13 protein-coding genes are annotated in these 17,171 nt (G+C 71.2%); 2 read left to right on the top strand and 11 right to left on the bottom strand.

From position 1 onward, the window contains the following. Positions 1–34 precede the first annotated feature (34 nt). On the top strand, positions 35–1,570 hold the full coding sequence (locus tag Q9Q40_06650) for a GWxTD domain-containing protein (protein ID MDQ7006894.1): 1,536 nt from the start codon (positions 35–37) through the stop codon (positions 1,568–1,570). Here the strand turns inward: Q9Q40_06650 and Q9Q40_06655 are convergent. The 5 genes from Q9Q40_06655 to Q9Q40_06675 all read right to left on the bottom strand — a co-directional run bounded on the left by Q9Q40_06655 (position 1,551) and on the right by Q9Q40_06675 (position 6,019). After that, positions 1,551–2,135 carry a hypothetical protein gene (locus tag Q9Q40_06655; GenBank protein ID MDQ7006895.1) on the bottom strand — a complete coding sequence of 195 codons (585 nt, stop codon included), beginning with the start codon at positions 2,133–2,135 and terminating at the stop codon, positions 1,551–1,553. The genes Q9Q40_06650 and Q9Q40_06655 overlap by 20 nt on opposite strands. After that, positions 2,135–3,721, bottom strand: coding sequence for a GldG family protein (locus Q9Q40_06660; GenBank protein MDQ7006896.1), 1,587 nt, complete (start codon positions 3,719–3,721; stop codon positions 2,135–2,137). The genes Q9Q40_06655 and Q9Q40_06660 overlap by 1 nt, the downstream gene beginning before the upstream one ends. A gap of 4 nt (positions 3,722–3,725) precedes the next feature. After that, positions 3,726–4,487, bottom strand: coding sequence for an ABC transporter permease (locus tag Q9Q40_06665; protein ID MDQ7006897.1), 762 nt, complete (start codon positions 4,485–4,487; stop codon positions 3,726–3,728). Next, positions 4,484–5,485: an ATP-binding cassette domain-containing protein gene (locus Q9Q40_06670; GenBank protein ID MDQ7006898.1), complete on the bottom strand. Its 1,002-nt coding sequence runs from the start codon at positions 5,483–5,485 to the stop codon at positions 4,484–4,486. Before Q9Q40_06670 ends, Q9Q40_06665 begins: the two co-directional genes overlap by 4 nt. Positions 5,486–5,572: 87 nt before the next feature. Further along, positions 5,573–6,019 (bottom strand): DciA family protein, encoded by a 447-nt coding sequence (locus tag Q9Q40_06675; protein ID MDQ7006899.1) that lies wholly within the window; start codon positions 6,017–6,019, stop codon positions 5,573–5,575. A 72-nt stretch (positions 6,020–6,091) separates the two neighbouring features. Here Q9Q40_06675 and Q9Q40_06680 point away from each other — a divergent pair, with 72 nt between their 5' ends. Next, positions 6,092–6,319, top strand: a complete 228-nt coding sequence (locus Q9Q40_06680) for a hypothetical protein (protein MDQ7006900.1) — start codon at positions 6,092–6,094, stop codon at positions 6,317–6,319. 63 nt (positions 6,320–6,382) lie between these two features. On the opposite strand, the gene mltG is transcribed toward Q9Q40_06680, so the two are convergent. From mltG to Q9Q40_06710, 6 genes are all read right to left on the bottom strand, one after another. Next, positions 6,383–7,414: an endolytic transglycosylase MltG gene (gene mltG / locus Q9Q40_06685; GenBank protein MDQ7006901.1), complete on the bottom strand. Its 1,032-nt coding sequence runs from the start codon at positions 7,412–7,414 to the stop codon at positions 6,383–6,385. Continuing rightward, positions 7,411–7,842 carry a Holliday junction resolvase RuvX gene (gene ruvX, locus Q9Q40_06690; GenBank protein MDQ7006902.1) on the bottom strand — a complete coding sequence of 144 codons (432 nt, stop codon included), beginning with the start codon at positions 7,840–7,842 and terminating at the stop codon, positions 7,411–7,413. The genes mltG and ruvX overlap by 4 nt, the downstream gene beginning before the upstream one ends. Positions 7,843–7,905: 63 nt before the next feature. Continuing rightward, complete coding sequence (locus Q9Q40_06695) at positions 7,906–14,052, bottom strand: translocation/assembly module TamB domain-containing protein (GenBank protein ID MDQ7006903.1); 6,147 nt, start codon at positions 14,050–14,052, stop codon at positions 7,906–7,908. Beyond that, positions 14,049–15,224: a class I SAM-dependent rRNA methyltransferase gene (locus Q9Q40_06700; protein ID MDQ7006904.1), complete on the bottom strand. Its 1,176-nt coding sequence runs from the start codon at positions 15,222–15,224 to the stop codon at positions 14,049–14,051. The genes Q9Q40_06695 and Q9Q40_06700 overlap by 4 nt, the downstream gene beginning before the upstream one ends. Positions 15,225–15,235: 11 nt before the next feature. Beyond that, positions 15,236–15,625, bottom strand: a complete 390-nt coding sequence (locus Q9Q40_06705) for a TraR/DksA family transcriptional regulator (GenBank protein ID MDQ7006905.1) — start codon at positions 15,623–15,625, stop codon at positions 15,236–15,238. Between the two features lie 138 nt (positions 15,626–15,763). Continuing rightward, a complete protein-coding gene (locus Q9Q40_06710; protein MDQ7006906.1) occupies positions 15,764–17,098 on the bottom strand; it encodes a PhoH family protein in 1,335 nt (444 codons plus the stop codon). Between the last annotated feature and the right edge of the window lie 73 nt (positions 17,099–17,171).

A 17,171-nucleotide genomic window follows, 5' to 3' on the forward strand; every position in this document is an offset into this window, starting at 1 on the left:
GGCGGGCTGCCTCGAGAGGGGTTATCTTAGGCCCGTGAATCGGCGAGGGTCAACATTTCGCGGCCTGGTCGGGTCCCTGGTCCTGCTGGCGCTGCTCCTCGCGGCCCCCTTCGCGCCCGCCGCGAAAGGCCGCAAGGGACACCAGCCCACCAGCCTGCGGGAGTGGCACAAGGGTCCCGTCCGTTACCTGATGAACCGCAGCGAGGCGCGGCTCTACCGCCGGCTCGACAGCACCGCCGAGCGCCTGGCCTTCATCCGCCGCTTCTGGGACCGCCGGGATCCCGATCCCCGCACCCCCGCCAACGAGGCCCGCCTGACCTTCTGGGCCCGCGTGGCGGAGGCCAACCGCAAATTCGACGACACCCCCCTGCCCGGCTGGAAGACCGACCGGGGCAAGATCTACATCCTGCTCGGCCCTCCCAACGACACCGAACAGCGGCAGGACTACGACACCGGGGAGCGCAACACCATCAACCGCGGCCTGCTGCGCTGGCACTACCAGGGCCTGCAGAACGCGGCCACCCGGGCCCACACGGTCATCGCCTTCGTCCGCGACGACGACAACGACTGGCGGCTGACCCGCGATCCCCGGCTCAACAGCGTCTTTCTCGACATCAACGACGTCAACTCCACCGAGGGACTCCCCAAGTCGATCGAGCGCCTGATCCGCAACGTCCCGTGGGGCGGCGGCACCCTGGCCACGGCGATGGACCTCGGTCGCCTGCAGGAGGTTCCCACCGAGGCCGACCTGCTGCGGGCGGTGGTGCGGGCCGAAGCCTTCGTCGGCTCCTACCAGGGCACCTTCGTCGCCACCCCCATCACCACACCGGCGGGAGACTCCCTGCTGGCGCTGACCCTCGCGGTGGCGCGCAGCGACCTGGCCCCTGCCTGGGACGGCTCGGCGATGGGCCTTTCCAGCCGCCTGGCCGCCACCGCCGAATTGCGCCCCCTCGGCGAACCGGACGGCCGGCCCGCCCGCATCGAGTTCGACGAGGCCGCCTTCGGAACCGAACCGGCGCCCGCAAGCCGCGGAGACGCCTGGCTGCGGCTGCAGGCGGTCAAGGTCGTGCCCCCGGGTCGCTGGAAACTCTCGGCCCTGGTCTTCGATCGCCGGGGCGGAGGGGCCGCGCCGATCTACGGTGAGGTGCGCGTCCCCGCGCCGCAGCCCGCCGCGCCCCGCTTCACCGGTCCGCTGCTGGCGCGTCGGATCGAAGATCCCGCCCGCGACGGGCAGGAATACTCCCCCTTCCGGATCCACGGCAGCCTGGTCGTCCCCCGCCTGGACACCGAACTGAGCGCCGACGATCCCTTCGCCCTTTTCGTGGAGGTCACCCCGCCCCCGGACGCCCCGCAGGTGCCGATCCTCGAATGGCAGCTCGAGCGCGCCGACAACGAACAGGGGCCCTATCAGCCCCTCGGTGCCGCCGGCCGGGACCCCCACGGTCTCGGCCCGCGCGCCTGGCGCCTGCCGGCGGGCAAGCTCGAGCCCGGCCACTACCGGATCCGCTTCGGAGCGACCCTCCCCGGCGGGGAACGAACCGAGCGCGTGATTACCTTCGTGGTTCGCTGATCAGGCTCGGCAGGCCGAGGGCCTCCCGCCCGGAGCCCTGGACCAGGTCCGCCGCGTCCGCCGAGATCAGCACGACCCGGGGAAAGCCGTCGATGCGCGCATAGAACGCCGGCTTCAACGGCGAAGGCAATCCCACCTCGAGCCGCGCTTCCCGCGCACCCTCGCCTTCCCCGCCTTCGGGGGCGCTCAGCTGCGCCACCAGGGAAACGATGGGCTCCGCCAGGCCGTAGCGTTCGAGATCGTCCCCGGTGGGATGCTCGTCGACGCTCTCGACGAAGCGGATCCGGCTCCAGGCGCTCAGCAGGTCGGGAGCGAAGGTCACGTCGGCGCCCGGCGTGCCGGAAGCCACTTCCCAGCCCTCGGAACCGCGTCGAAAATGCACCTTCCCGCCGGGCTCCGAACGCAGCTCGAACTCGTAGTCCGTCACCCGGTAGGTGCCCCAGGGAAAGATCACCTCGGAGGGCTTGAGGACGCCCTCCTCCACGTCCCGGCGGCGTTCGCGGGCGACGAAGACCACCAGCAGGGCCAGGACGATCACCGCCGCCAGAACGCCCTTGCTGCGCATCAGCGGGTCCTCCGGAAGAACCAGACGATCCAGCCCACCAGGAAGATACCCAGCGCCTCGAGGACGACGATCATCCGCACCAGGCGGCGCTGGCCCGGCTCGATCTGCATCGCCAGCTTGGCCACCTTGGCCTCCCCCTGGCGGCGGATCAGCACTTCCTCCCCCGTCAGCCAGCGCACCAGGTTCATCGCCAGCTCCGAGTTGGACAGGGCATCGAAGAAATCGTCTTTCAGGAAGTCGGCGTCACCCACGACCACCATCCGCGCCACACGGCCCAGGTCACCGGGGTCACGCTCGTCGGTGTACTTGCGGAAGGCCGCCACGGCCAGTACCGGTGGACGGTCCAGCCAGGGCTCGAGGGCCTGGGGGTCGATCTCCCGCACCCGTCCCGCCCGCTCCAGGTCACTCTCCACGTAGGTGCCACGGCCCGCGCGCAGCAGCACGTGGTGGAAGATCTGCTGATCGCTCATCACCTGCGAAAACTCGACGGGGCGGACCACGTTCATCAGCACGCGCTGCCCCTCGAGCCCCTGCACCGTCTCGTGCACACCGAAACGATCGGCGATCACCGTCAGAGGCTCGGGATAGTCCGCCAGCTTCGACTCGCGGGCATCGATCACCACCGCCGGCATCGCCCGGATGCCCCAGCGCTCGAGCAGTCCCGCCAGGGGGTGGGGCTGGCCGTCGGCCTGCTTGAAGTCCGCGTCGACCAGGGCCAGCAGGCGGCCTCCCGCCCGCAGGTAGGCGTCGTAGAGCGCGGTCTCCTTCTCGCCGACCGGACGCCGGGGATCGGCCAGCACCAGCAGCGAAGCGTCCCCGGGCACCGGCTCGCCCGGCCCGAGGGAGATCGTGCGTAACTGGAGGAAGTTCTTGGTCAGCTCGCTCTGCAGCCGCAGGTAGCCTTCCCCGCCCTGGGCGTCGACGCTCCTCTCCCCGTGCCCGATGACCCAGTAGACCACCTTGGGCTCGTCCCGGGCGACTTCCATCAACGCCGCGACCAGCTTGTCCTCGCCGTAACCCGGGAAATAGCTCACGCGCTCGCCGTACTTCACCACCGTCATCCGGTTGCCGCTGACACCGGCCTCGGACAACAGGTCGGGCCGCTGGTTGGGATCCGCCATGGTCAGGTGGATCTTCGGCTGGTGAAAGACGAAGGTCCCGTAGAGTTCCTTGACCGCCCGGAACTCGAGGGCATTGCGTTCGGGGAAGAAAGCGTAGACGTCCACGTCGCCGCTGATCTTTTCGAGCACCCGCAAGGTGGCCGGGTGCAGCGAGAACGAACGGGTCCGTGTCAGGTCCCAGCGCTGGTGATAGCGGGCCGAGATGAAGTTGATCAGCAGCACGATCAACAGGCCGACCACCGCGGAGAGCAGGAAGCCGGCGCCGAAGCGCACCCGCTTGCCCCCGACCCGGTCGAAGAGAAAGGCCCGGCCGCCCCACAGGCCGGCGGCGGAAAGGAGGAGCCCCAGCCCGATCAGCGCCTGGTAGGCCACCGGCATGACCCGCGACGCCATCACCCCCCAGCCCACCCCGACCACGAGAAGAGCCAGGCCGAACGGCCATGCCGCGTAGAGAAAGCGTTTCATGCCCTCACCTCCACCGCTGGCTGTCGACGACCCGCGAGGTCAGATCGAGAACGAAGACGATCGCCGCGGCGAAGAAGACCAGCGGCTGGGTGTCGATCACGCCCCGGGCCAGCAGGTTGAGATTGGCCGAGGGGGTGAACTGCTCGAGATTTTCACCGATGAAGGGAATCTTCACCGCCAGCACACCGCCGAGATTGACCAGCGCGACCATCGCCAGGGCCAGGAAGGCCGCGATCATCGAGCTGTCGGTCAGGCTGGAGGCCAGCAGGCCCAGGGCCAGGAGCAGCGCACCGTAGAGAAACGCGCCGAGATAACCGCTGATCATCGGCGCGGGATCGATACGCCCCCAGGCGAGCAGCAGCGACGGCATCCAGGTGGTGATCAGCAGCATCACCGCCAGCACCGCGCAGGCCCCGAAGAACTTGCCCAACACCAGGTGCCGGGTCGTCATCGGCGCCGTCAGCAGCAGTTCGGCGGTGTGCTGTTTCTTCTCTTCGGCCAGCAGGCGCATGGTCAGCAGGGGAACGATCACCAGCAGCGTCCAGATCAGGTCCTGCCCGAGGAAGGAGCGCACGATCATCTCGCCGCCGGGCACCTCCATCAGGGGGTTCGACGCCGCCCGCAGGCGCAGGCTTTCGTACTGGCCGAGAGCCATGAAGAAGAGCACTCCCTGGAAGGCCACGAAGACGGCCATCGCCGTGTAGGCCAGGGGGGAAACGAAGTAGGACTTCAGTTCCCGGCGGAAGATCGCCCAGACGAAGTTCATGGAGCCGCCTCCTCGAGGACCACGTCGCGAAAGACCTCTTCGAGGCTGGTGGTCTCCGAACGGACCTCGTACAGCCCCCAGCCGCTGGCGGCGAGGGCGGCCACGACGGCCTCCCGCCGCTCGGCGCCGGCTTCCAGTTCCAGGCGGAACAGCCCCTCGCCCTGGTCCTCGACACTCTCGACACCATCGAGGGCTTCGATGGCCTTCCCGTCGTCCGGTGGACGCCGCAAGCGCACCAGGACCCGTTTCTCGCCCCCGGTGGCGAGGATCTCGTCCATCCGACCGTCGGCCACCAGGCGACCACGGTTGATGATCACCACCCGCTCGCAGGTGGCCTGCACCTCGGGGAGGATGTGGCTCGAGAGAATCACCGTCCGTTCCCGACCGATGTCGCGGATGATGCCGCGGATCTCCACCACCTGGGTCGGATCGAGACCGACGGTGGGCTCGTCGAGAATCAGGATCCGCGGCTCGTGGATCACGGCCTGGGCCAGGCCGGTCCGCTGCCGGTAGCCCTTCGACAGGTTGCCCACCAGCCGCCGATGCACCTCCTGCAGGCCGCACAGCTCGATGGCCGCGTCCACCGCCGCCTGGCGCCGACGCCGGGGGATGCCGCGAATCTCGGCGGTGAAGGAAAGGTAGTCACGGACGATCATTTCCGGATAGAGCGGCGGGTGTTCGGGAAGGAAGCCGATGGCCCGTCGCACCTCTATCGGATCGTCCAGTACGTCGTGCCCAGCCACCCGCGCCGTCCCCGCGGTGGGCGGCACGAGGCCGGTCATGACTTTCATCGTCGTGGACTTGCCCGCGCCGTTGGGCCCGAGAAAACCGACCACCTCTCCTCGATAGACCGTAAACGAGATACCGCGCAGAGCCTCGAACTGTCCGTAGAGCTTGCGCAGACCGTCGATCTCGATCATCGGCACGTGGCCGCCGCGGGAGGAGACAGCGCCCGCACCTTCCCCACCGAGCCCGCCCGTGGTCGGCGTGAGTGGCATATCGTTACCCCTGGTGCGTTGGTCGGTTAGCCCCCCGGTGCGGGGACTCTCCCCGGCGCACGCAAAGCACCGGGGGGAAGGCAGTTTCTACTTTCCTTCCGGCCCGCTGTCAACGCGACGGATCCCGCGCCGGGCCATCAGTCGCCGCGCCAGGGCCCGCAGGCGCTCGCTCCCGCTCCCCTCCCGGCGGGCTCCGGCGCCCCGTCGGCGCGGCTCCGCCGCCACCTCCACATCCGGCCGGGAGAGCACCCGGAGCTGCAACCGCGGGCTGGCCAGGCGCTGCCGAAGGCGTTCGGTCAGCACCGGCAGGTCCGCCGCCAGCGCCCGCTCCCAGCCACTGCCGGCCAGTTCCAGCACCAGGGTGCCGTCTTCCCAGCGGGCCCCTACCAGGTGCCGGGCGAGATCCGCCCCCAGTTCTTCCCGGAGCCGGGCCACCCGGGACGCGGCGTAGAGCGCCGCCGGCCCTCCCCGCGGAGGGGGCAGGGCGGCCAGCGAAACCAGTCGACCTCCCGTCTGACGGCGACGCGCTGCCAAATCGTCCCCTCCTTGCCTACCCGGCTCCACCGGGCCCGTGTAGAATACGCCCCTTGCCAGGAGGCTTCCAAGGTGGCCACCCAGACTCGCACCTGCTCTTTCCGTTCCAGCCTCGGCGGCACCAGCCGCTGCCAGGATCCGGTCTACGCCGAAGACTTTTGCCGCTTCCACTACGAGTGTCTGCTGCGGGGTGAGGTGCTGCCCAACGGCCAGATCAACGAGATGCTCTTCGACCAGGACCGGCGCCGGACCATCAACTTCCACGGCATCCACGAGGACGCGGCGAACCACGGCGTCTAGCCACCGGCCGGCGAAGTCTTCCCGACGCCGGACCGCGCCGGGATCCCGCGGGCACGGCTCCCGTCACCGGCTCCCGCCACCGCTCCCCCGTCGCCACCGGAGGTATCGCCGTACCGCCCGCTGGTGGTCGGCCAGGTTGCGCGAAAAGACGTGACCCCCGTCGCCACCGGCGACGAAGAACAGCTCGCCCCGCCGCTCCGGCCGCAAGGCCGCCTGGAGGCTCTCGAGGCCGGGCGAGGCGATGGGCCCCGGGGGCAGGCCGGCCCGGGTGTAGGTGTTGTAGGGATGATCCCAGGCCAGGTCCCGGCGGCGGATGTCGCCATCCCAGCGGCCCGCCCGCCGCAGGGCGTAGATCACCGTGGGATCGCACTGCAGGCGCATGTGGCGCGCCAGGCGCTCGACGAAGACCCCGGCGATGCGTGAGCGTTCGTCCCGTCGGGCGGTTTCCCGCTCGACCAGCGACGCCAGGGTCACCAGTTCGCGCAGGTCGAGGGAGGCGCCGGCGATCTCGTCGGCGTAGACCTCCACGAAACGTTTGCGGAAGGTGCCCACCAGTTCCGCCGCCACCTTCCGCGGGTCGTAGTTCCGGGGAAAGGAGTAGGTCTCGGGGAAGAGGTAACCCTCGAGGTCCGTCGCCCTCGGATCGAGATCGGCGATGGCCGCGGGGGAGGAGAAGGCCGCCAGCAGGCCGCCGGCCCCGGCCACCCCCGCCTGGGCCAAAAGCGCCGCCGTCTGGTGCAGGTCGAGTCCCTCGGGCACGGTCACCCTGAGCGGGACGATCCGCCCCTCGCCGAGGATGCGAATCACTTCGGAAGGCGCCAGGGGAGGCTCGAAACGGTACTCTCCAGCGTGGATCCTGTGCTGCACACCCAGCAGCCGCATCGCCCGCGAAAGGGCCCAGGCGGGGCGCACCACGCCCCGCTCCTCGAGGGCCCGAGCCACCTCGGCGGCACTGGCGCCCGGCTCGACGGTGATGCCGACCGGGGCCGCGCCGGGCTCTCCCTGGGGCAAGTGGAGGAAGAGCGCGGTTCCGGCCGCCGCGACGACAGCCAGCGCGACAACCACCGCCGCGACCGGCAGAAGGCGGACCTTCATCGCCCATCACCCCCGAGCGCGCGACGATCGAGAAACCCCTGGAGGATCAGCGTCGCCGCCAGCTTGTCGATCACTTTGCGCCGCTTGCGACGGGACACGTCCCCTTCGAGCAGGGCCCGCTCGGCGGCCACCGTCGTCAGGCGCTCGTCCCAGCGATGCACCCTGACTCCGAAGCGCGCCTCGAGCGCCGCGGCGAGCTTTTCGGAAGCCTCGCTCATCGCGCCGGGAGTGCCGTCGAGATCGAGGGGCAGGCCGATCACCACCTCCCGGATCTCACGTTCACCGAGCACCTCGCCGAGGGCGGCCAGGTCGGCGCGAAAAGAGCGCCGCTGAAGGGTCTTGAGGGGGAGCGCCACCGTCTGCCCCGCGTCACTGACCGCCAGCCCGAGGGTTTTCGTACCCACGTCGATGCCCAGTATCTGCCCCATGAGTCCATTGTCCTGCTTTTTTCCGGGGGCCACCAACCGGCGGCCGACGCTCCGCACCGCGGCTCAGAAAGCCTCGCCGATGGAGAGGACGAAGCGACCGGGCGATTCCCCTTGCCGGCGGTCGAGCTTGAAGCCGTATTCGATCCGCAGCGCTCCCACCGGCGTGTTGTAGCGCAGGCCCAGTCCCGCCGCCCGGCGCAGGTCTCCCGGATCGAAGCCACCCGTGTCGAGCCACACGTTGCCCGCATCGACGAAGAGCACCAGCAGCAGATCGCGCCACAGGGGGGCCCGCGCCTCCAGGTTGAGCACCAGCGACGCCTCCCCCCCCAGGGGCTCACCGCCGGGACCGTCGAGGGGGCCGACCAGGTCGCGGCCGAATCCACGCAGGCTCGATGCGCCCCCGGCGAACAGGCGCTCGGAGAGGGGGATGCCGGAAGTGCCGGCGAAAGGCCACTCGAAACCGACCCGCAAGCTGCCGGCCAGCACCCTTCCCTTGCCCAGACCCCGGTAGAGCGCCCCCTGGCCGCGCCAGCGCAGGAAGCTGGCCTCCGAGCCCAGGGGGCGGGCGAAGATCCCCACGTCGCTGCGCACGATGCCGCCGCGGGTCGGCAGGAAGGGGTCGTTGCGCCGATCCAGGCTCCAGGTCAGCCCCACCGAACCCAGTCGCACCGGCTCGAGCCGCCCCCTTTCGGCCTGGAGTTCCCCCTCGAGAGCCGCGGGATCGAGGTTCACGTCGGTGAAGCGGTTCGCACTCAAGGCGTAGATCCACTGCCAACGATGGTCCCGGCGGGCCGTCGAACCGATCTGGAGGGCGATGCCGGTGCTGCTGACGGTAAAGCCTTCCCGCTGTTCCCGCTGCATGTCGAAGCTGAGCAACCCCTCGAGACGGTCACGAAAGATGCGGGGCTGCTCGAAAGTCAGACGCCCTCCCCGCCGTCGCGCGGTGGCGAAGGCCTGCACCGATGCGCGGCGTCCCTTGCCGCCCACGTTGTCGTGGGAGAGGGTCACGCTGCTGCCGAATTGCTCCTCCGTGTCGTAGCCCGCCGTCAACCGCAGGGCCAGCGCAGGCGTCTCGCGCACGCGCAACACCACCCGCCGCCACCCGGGCTCGCCCTCCACCGCTTCGTGAGTCACTTCCACGTCGCGGAACAGGCCCGTGCGGAAGAGTTCCCGTTCGAGGGCGCGCAGGCGCTCACCGCTGACGGGATCGCCCCGGCGCAGGTCGACGTAGCGCTGCACCAGCTTGCGGCTGGTGCGCTCGAGGCCCTCGTAGCCGATCCCGGCCACCCGGGCGCGCTCGCCGCTGCGCACGAGAAAGGTCACGTCCACCTTGTCGCCGTCGAGCCGGCTCCGGCTCGAGACCCGTGCCCGGTAGTACCCGGCCCGGTCCAGACGCCTGCGCAGCTCGAGCAGGTCGGCGTCGAGCAGGGAGGGCAGGAAGGGCCTGCCGGGAACGAGGTCCAGTCCGTCGGTCGCCGGACCGAGTGCGGCGGGCCAGTCGCCGCTGACCTGGACCCTTCCGGTGAGCGCCGGTTCGCCCTCCTCGATGCGGAAGAGCAGGTCCACCGCCTGACCGGAGGTGTGAAAGAGGGCCTTCTGCTCCACCCGCACCCCGAGAAAACCCTTTTGCTCGTAAAGACTCTGGACGGCGATCCGGTCCTCCTCCGCCAGGCGCGGCCGATAGATCCGCCGGCGCGGTCCGGTCAGGGCGGGCGAAGGCCGCGAGAGAATCTGCGCCAGCACTTCCTCGGTGGAGAGCGCCGACACGCCCTCGAGCACGACCCGCTCCACCACGACCCGCGGACCGGGATCGACCTCGAGCAGCAGGCTGTGGCTTTCGGGAGGCTCGCGGGTCAGACGCACCACCGCCACCGCCCGCCCCTCGTCGGCGAGCCGTTCGCGCAACACCCGCTCGGCTTCCCGCAGGGCCGCCACGCGGAACTCCGTCTCGCTCCACAGCCCCGTCAGGACCTCGCGGGCCGCACGCACCGCCCGGGCGGGCCCCTGCCCCGCCAGCGTCCATCGCGGCCCGGGATCCACCCGTACCACCAGCCGCTCCCGCCCGGCCGCCTTCTCCCGCCGGGAGTCGAGCCGGGCCTGGATGTAACCGGCTTCCACCAGCGCCCGCCTGACGCGATCCTGGACGTCCAGCACGGCCGCCCGGGTCAGGGCGCCCCGACTCAGCCGGCGCGGGTCGAGCCGCCGGGTGCGCCGGAGAGCCTCCGGCCATCCCTCGATCACCACCTGCCAGCGCCCGTCCGCCCCCCTGCCGTCGCTGCCCGCCGCGCCACCACCTCCGCCGAAGCGGGTCAGCCAACTCACTCCCGCCCCCAAGCCGCCGAGGATGTTCTGTCCCACCTCGAGACGCATCCGCCGGCCGAGATCCCGTTCGATCCGGTAGACGTCCCGCCCCGCCCCCGAGAGATCACGGGAATAGAGCACATAAGTCTGCTCGTCGATCCGGCGGCCCAGGGTGACCCGGGCGGTGGGCGAGGTGCGGGAGTCGACCTGGGCCGGAGAGATGCGAAAGTGCGAGACGCCCAGCCACCGGCGAGCCGGCCCGGAGAGCAGCAGTTCACCGAGCTTGGTGCCGAAATAGGCGCCCGCCAGGTCCGCGGGATCGCCGCCGCCCGTCCCGCCGCCCGCGTCCCCGGGCGCCTGCCCGGTCAGCAGCAGGAGGAGGATGTCCCGCGAGGCCAGGGCCGGTGCCGAGGTCAAGCGGTAGTCCAGATCTTCCGGCGAGGCGTCCAGGTCGAGCTGGATGCGGTAGCCCCTCAGTTCGGTCTGGGCCCGCAGGCGCAAGGTGACGGGCTCGCCCCGGGCATCGTCGAAGAGCAGTTGCCCGGAGAGCAGTTCGTAGTTCACGTCCCGAAAGCTCAGGCGACCTCCGTCGAGGAGGTTGACCTGTCCGGAGAGCAGGGGCCGGGCCATGGTGCCACCCACCTGGATCCGCAGTCCGGCTCCGGCCAGGGCCATCGAGTTGCGGATCGTCAGCGAATCCTCGGCCACCAGGGAGAGGTCCAGCCCGACCCGCGAGAGCCAGGACGAGAACGGCGAGCCCGGATCCACCAGCCGGGTCCGCCCGGAGAGGGGATCGAGAAAATCGAATTCCCGGCCGTAGCGCCCCGCCAGCAAGGTGGCCCCACCGGCCAGGGTCAGGGATTCGAGAGGCCCGGAAAGCTCCAGCGACGCATCGTAGCGCCCCCACAGACCCCGGGGAAAACTCAGGGCCACGTCCCGCGCCTCCACCGCCAGATCCAGGTGATTCGGCTGCCAGTGGTCGATCTCCAGGCCACCTTCGAAACGCACCTCCCCGCCGCCCAGTCGGCAGCGCGCCCCGGCCAGGCGCAGGCTGCGGTCTTCGGCGATCACCTCGCCGTCGATGGCCTCGAGAGTCACCCCCGTGCTCAACCAGCGGGCCCGGCCGCCTTCCACCCGCAGGCGACCGGCAAAACGGGGGTTGGCCGCCGCGCCCACGACCTTTCCCTCCCCCTCGAGGCGGCCGGCCGCCACCATGTCCGGGGCGAGGATCTCGAGCAGCCCCAGCTCCGCGTCGCCCCCGAAAGCCAGGTCCAGCTCGGCCCCCCGCGCCCCCCCCAGGTGCACCGCGCCGGAAAGCTGGAAACGCCCGGAGGGGTAGCCCTCGAAAACCAGCGGTCGGGACCCGGGCAGGACCAGGGTCCGACCGGAGCGGTACTCCAGGCCCGCCGGCTCGACCAGGCTCGCACTGTAGGACGGCCCCAGCAGGTCCAGGCGCTCGACGCGCCCCTCGCCGACCCAGTTCCGGGGTTCGGCCAGGGGCCCGGCGACGCGGATCCAACCATCGCTCCAGGCGCCGAGCCCCAGCTCCAGCGGCCGCCGCAAGCGCGCTTCGACCAGTTGCAGGAGTTCCAGGTCGCGCCACTTCAACTCGAGGTCGAAGTCCGGCGCCTTCAGCCGGCCGCCGAGCCGTGCCACCGCGTCGAGGGCGGCGACGGTGGCATCCACCCGGACGCCCCCCCCGGCCAGGGGCTCGTTCCGCGCGCTGCTATCGGGAACGCTGACGTCGGCCACCTCGCGGCCTTCCCAGCCCACCCAGCCCAAAGCGCCCCAGCCCTCCGCCCCCCACGCCACCTCCTCGCGCAGGGCCACCCGACCGCGCCGGACCCTCTCGAGTCCCAGTTCCGCGGGCAGGCGGGAGAGGTCGGCATCCAGTTCCACCCGCCCCCGGGCCTCGACCGGCCACGGATCCGGGCCGTCGGCCAGCAGCACTCCGCCGGCCAGGCGCCCCCTCAACGAGCCCCAGCGCCCCTGCGAGCGGCGCACTTCCAGCCGCGCCCCGGACCAGCGGCCCTCGGCCTCGAGCGTAAAGGGCGTACCCAGCGGGGACCAGCCTTCCACGGATCCAGCGAAGTCCAACTCCGCCCCGCCCGCGGGCGACCAGCTTCCCGCCAGAGCCAGCGCCGCCCGCCCGCCCAGTCCCGCCGGCCAGGAGGAGGGTTCGAGCAGAGGCTCGGCCAGGGCCAGCGGCACCTCCCGCCCCTGAACCTCGAGCCGCCATACCTCGCCGCCGGCGGCCCGGCGGGCCTCGAAGAGCAGGCCGCGGCCATCGGCCAGGGCCAGGCGGCCCGTCACCGCCAGCGGCCCGGCGGCGTCCTGCTGCCGCAGCCGCAGGGCGAGCCGGTCGAAGCGGGCCCGGGAGTAGCCCGGCCCCTCGATCACCACCTCGCCGTCGAGGAGATCGATCCGCTCCCCGCGGCCCGCCGCCGTGAGCGCCAGGGCCAGCCCCCGGTGCGGGACGGGAACCAGCAGCGCGGGCCAGGTCCCGCCGCGGGACTCGAAGACTTCCCGGGCGACTTCCAGCGCTTCACCGGCCGACGCCGAATCGGGGGCCTCGACATCCAGGTCCAGGTTCCACGACCGCCGCGCCGCGGGCCCCGACCAGGCCACCCGTGTGCGGACCCGCCGCGCGCCCCAGTCACCGTCGTAGGACAGCTGCCCCCCGTCCCCCGCCAGGGCCACGTCGAACTTCCCGTCCAGCGCTCTCGAACTCCCCGCGCCGACCACCCGCCCCCAGGCCTCCAGGGCGGGGGCCTGCCCGTCGCGCAGCCGGCCCCGCAGGAGGAGATCCCCCTCTCCGGAAGCCAGCGCCGGATCGAGCCCCAGCCGCCGGGCCCACTCCGCCGTCCGGACCCGCAGAGGGCCTTCCACCGTCCAGCCCCCCTCCTCCCGCTCGATCCGCAGTCCGTCCAGGCGGGTCCCCCCCGGGCTGCGCCCGGCCACCCGATCGACCCGCACCTGGTCCGGCTCGAGATGGATCCGGCCCTCGAGGGCCTCCCAGTCGAGCCCGGCCAGGCGCAGCGGGCCGAGGGCGCGGAAATCACCGTCCACTACCCACGGGCCGGGCAACTCCCCGCTGAAGGCGAGCTGGGACTCGATCCATCCCTCCGCCTCCGGGTCGTCGGCGATCCACCGCTCGAGGGCCACGCTCACCGTCGCGCCTCCGGAGAGCAGCCAGCGCCCATCGGCCCACTTGAGCGACGCCGACGCCCCGGCGCGGGTGGCCCCGTCGGCGACGAAGATCCGTTGCAGATGCAGCCGCCCCCGGTTCCACGACAGGCGCGCCGAGACCCGCCGCACCTCCACGGGCGGGCGATCACCCACGGTGATCGTCCCCGGGCCTGCGGCGGCGCTTCCACGCACCTCGCCGTCATGGCCGGCCAGGTTCAACTCCAGGCCTTCGAAATCCAGTTCGAAGGGCCAGCGGCCGCGGGCGGTGAGCAGTTCGCCTCCCTCCACGGTGACCCGTTCGAGGGCGGAGAGCAGCGCGGGGTCGAAGTCCGGGGGCTCGCCCCCCCCCTCGCCGGGCCCCACCTCGAGAACCAGGCCGCGCACCGCGATGGTCACCGGACGCACCTCTCCCCGCAGCAGGGGCGGCAGGGCCAGGCCCAGTTCGAGACGTCCGACCCGCAAGCCGCGCAAAAACCCCGGCGCGTCGGCGAAGACCAGTCCGTCGACCGTCACCGTCCCTTCGAGAGGGTGCAGCCGGGCGGCGGCGACCTGCACGTCGACGCCGACCTTCCCGGCGACCGCCGCGGCGATCCTGCGCGCCAGCCAGCGCTGCCCGGGGGGCCCCAGGCCGACCACCCCGGCGACGGCGACCAGCAGCGGGAGGGAGACGAGCAACAGGTGGCGGCGCGAGAAACTTCGACCGCCCCCGGCAGGAGTCACGACTCCGCCCTCCGCTCGAGGAGCAGGCCGCGCAGATAGCGGCTCTCCGGCACTTCGAGCGCTTCCGGGTGGTCCGGCGCCGGCCCCGGACGACCCAGCACCGCCAGGCGCACGCCGGCCTCCTCCGCCCCTGCGCGGACGGCCGACTCGAAGGCTTCCTGGCTGACCGCAAACGAACACGAGAAGGTCAGCAGCCGCCCCCCTGGAACCAGCCGCCGCAGGGCCCGCCGATGCAGGTCCCTCAGTCCTTTCAGCCCCCCGGCCAGGGCCTTGCGATGGCGCGCGAAGGGGGGGGGATCGAGAACGATGCCGTCGAAACACCGGTCACGGCGATCGGCGTCCGCGAGGAAATCGAAGACGTTGGCCTCGAGCCACTCGATGCGCCGGTCGAGACCCGCCGCCAAGGCGGCCCTGTCGGCCCGATCCAGTCCGGCCCGGGCCTGGTCCACCGCCACCACCCGGGATCCGGCGGCCGCCAGCGGCAGGGCGAAGCCCCCTTCGCCGCAGAAGAGGTCGAGCACGCGGCCGCGGATCCAGCGCGACGCGGCCCGGTGGTTCTCCTGCTGGTCGAGATAGAGCCCGGTCTTGTGCCCCCGCCGGGGCGAGACGATGCGGAGCTGGCCGGCCTCGTCCACGACGATCTCGTCGGGAACCATCCCTTCCACCGCGTCGACACCGGTCTCCAGCCCCTCCCGCCGACGCACATCCACGTCGTTGCGGGCCAGGATCCAGCGGCACCCGAGGCGGCGGCCGAGAAACGAGACGATCTCCGGCGCCGCCCGATCGGCCCAGGCGGTGGTGGCCTGGAAGACCAGGCCCTCGCCGTAGCGGTCGACGGTCAGCCCGGGAAACCCGTCGGCGTCGGCGTGGACCAGGCGCCGGCAAGGCCCCAGGCCCACCTGGCGCCTCCGGGCCAGGGCCGCCTCGGCCCGCTCGATCCAAAAGGCCGATCCCGTTTCGGTGCCCGCCGGCGCCACGCGGCGCAGGGCGATGCGGGAAGTGGAAGAGTAGACCGCCCGGGCCAGGCAGGCGCCCCCGCGATCGCGCACGTCGACCACCTGGCCGGAGACCGCCTCGGCCCGCACCACGTCGTCGGAGAAGATCCAGGGGTGGCCTCTCCTCGCCCTTCGGGCTCCCCGTCCGTTCACCATCACGAAGGCGCCCGGTTTCACCGCCGGTCGCCCTATCGAGGAGTGCGTGGGGTCACGATGGCGCCATCGGGGGGGGACTCCTGTTCGACCTTCTCCTGGCAGCGGATACAGTACTCGGCCCAGGGTACGGCCTTCAGGCGGGCGGAGCCGATCTTCTCGCCGCACATCTCGCACTCGCCGTAGCTGCCGTCCTCGATGCGCTCGAGGGCGTCCTCGATCATGGCCAGCCGCTTCTGCTCGAGAGAGGAGAGCGAGAGCAGGAACTCGCGGGTGTAATTCGTCACGGCGTCGTCGACATAATCCTCGCCACCCTGGATGACCGTGCTGCGGCCTTCCCCCGCGATGCGGGCGGCCTTGTCGACAACCTCAGCGCGCCGTTCTTCGAGCAGTTTGCGGTAGCGATCCAGTTCGCGTTTTCTCATAAGATTTCACGGTCCGTCGTTCCGGCGGTGCCGTTGGGCCGGGTCCGGGGCCCCCGGGGAGTAGGGGAAACTAACACCCGCCCGCCCCAGCGTCAAGGCAGGACGGCGCGCTCGCAAGCCCCGGATCGACTCCCGCCCTCAGAGCCGGTCGGCGGCCATCTCCGCCAGGGGGGACCGTTCGCCGCGGGTGAGGGTCACCGAGCCCGCCATGGCCTCGCCCTGGAGTCGCTGGATGGCGTAGCTCAGGCCGTTGGAAGCCGCATCCACGTAGGGGTTGTCGATCTGGTCCGGGTCGCCGGTGAGCACGATCTTGGTGTTCTCCCCGGCCCGGGTGATGACGGTCTTCACCTCGTGGGGCGTGAGGTTCTGGGCCTCGTCGACGATCATGAACTGGCCCGGCAGGGAGCGACCCCGGATATAGGTCAGGGCCTCGATCTCGAGCAGCCCCTGGTCGATCAGCAGGTCGATGGGGTGGGAGCCCCGACCGAACATCTCCTGGTCTTCCGAGCCGCTGAGCAGGTACTCGAGATTGTCGAAGATGGGCTGCATCCAGGGACGCAGCTTCTCGTCCAGGTCGCCGGGCAGGTAGCCCAGGTCCCGCCCCATGGGGTAGATCGGCCGGGCCACCAGCAGGCGCCGGTAGATCTTCCGATCGAGAGTCATCAGCAACCCCGAGGCCAGAGCCAGCAGCGTCTTGCCCGTCCCGGCCTTGCCCACCAGGGTGACCAGGGGGAGATCCCGGTCGAGGAGCATGTCCACGGCGAATTTCTGCTCCACGTTGCGCGGCGTGATCCCGGAGATCGTGCGGGGCAGTTGCAGGGGCTGGAGACGCGGCTCGGTGGGACGGCGGCGCGCCAGGGCCGTGTGCTGGAGGTTCTCCACGTCCCGCAGAAGCAGGCAGGCGTTGGGCCCCGGATCGCCCCCTTCGAGCTCCCCGGCGTCCACCCCGCCGTCGTCGGCGAACAGCCGATCGAGCATTTCCCGGGGAACGACGATTTCCTTGTAGGAATGCTCGTCCAGTTCGACCTCTCTGTGACTCTCCCGGTAGTCTTCCGCCATCACTCCCACGGCATCGGCCTTGATCCGCAGGTTGGTGTCCTTGGTGACGAAGATCGTCGGCGGCTGCGTGCGGGCCAGTTCCCAGGCCAGAGCCAGGATCCGAATGTCCGCCGTGTGGTTCTCGAGGAACGGGAAGTCCCGCGGCGTGGGCACCCCCAGGTGAATGCGAATCGTGCCGCCGTCCGCGGTGCGCACGCCTTCGGTGAGGTCCCCCTCGCCCCGCAGGCGGTCGAGGTAACGGGAAACCTGCCGCGCGTTGCGCCCGACCTCGGTCAGTTCCTTCTTGAAACGGTCGACTTCTTCGATCACCGCGATCGGAATCACCACCTGGTTGTCGCCGAAGCGAAACAGCGCCTCGGGCAGGTGGAGCAGCACGTTGGTGTCGAGTACGAAGGTCTTCCTGGTCTCGCTCATCGCGTCGCGCCCCGCAAAAAGGCGCGGGCCGGAGGGTGTAGCCCGGCACCCCCCGACCCGCGCGAGCCTCTCA

The sequence above is a fragment of the Acidobacteriota bacterium genome (genome assembly GCA_030949985.1).
In the GTDB taxonomy this organism is placed as follows: Bacteria; Acidobacteriota; Polarisedimenticolia; order J045; family J045; genus JALTMS01.

Excerpts from the sequence above, each read along its gene's own strand:
- Q9Q40_06655 (MDQ7006895.1), bottom strand. The coding sequence starts at position 2,135 with ATGCGCAGCAAGGGCGTTCTGGCGGCGGTGATCGTCCTGGCCCTGCTG.
- Q9Q40_06660 (MDQ7006896.1), bottom strand. The coding sequence starts at position 3,721 with ATGAAACGCTTTCTCTACGCGGCATGGCCGTTCGGCCTGGCTCTTCTC.
- Q9Q40_06665 (MDQ7006897.1), bottom strand. The coding sequence starts at position 4,487 with ATGAACTTCGTCTGGGCGATCTTCCGCCGGGAACTGAAGTCCTACTTC.
- Q9Q40_06670 (MDQ7006898.1), bottom strand. The coding sequence starts at position 5,485 with ATGCCACTCACGCCGACCACGGGCGGGCTCGGTGGGGAAGGTGCGGGC.
- mltG (MDQ7006901.1), bottom strand. The coding sequence starts at position 7,414 with ATGAAGGTCCGCCTTCTGCCGGTCGCGGCGGTGGTTGTCGCGCTGGCT.
- ruvX (MDQ7006902.1), bottom strand. The coding sequence starts at position 7,842 with ATGGGGCAGATACTGGGCATCGACGTGGGTACGAAAACCCTCGGGCTG.
- Q9Q40_06705 (MDQ7006905.1), bottom strand. The coding sequence starts at position 15,625 with ATGAGAAAACGCGAACTGGATCGCTACCGCAAACTGCTCGAAGAACGG.
- Q9Q40_06710 (MDQ7006906.1), bottom strand. The coding sequence starts at position 17,098 with ATGAGCGAGACCAGGAAGACCTTCGTACTCGACACCAACGTGCTGCTC.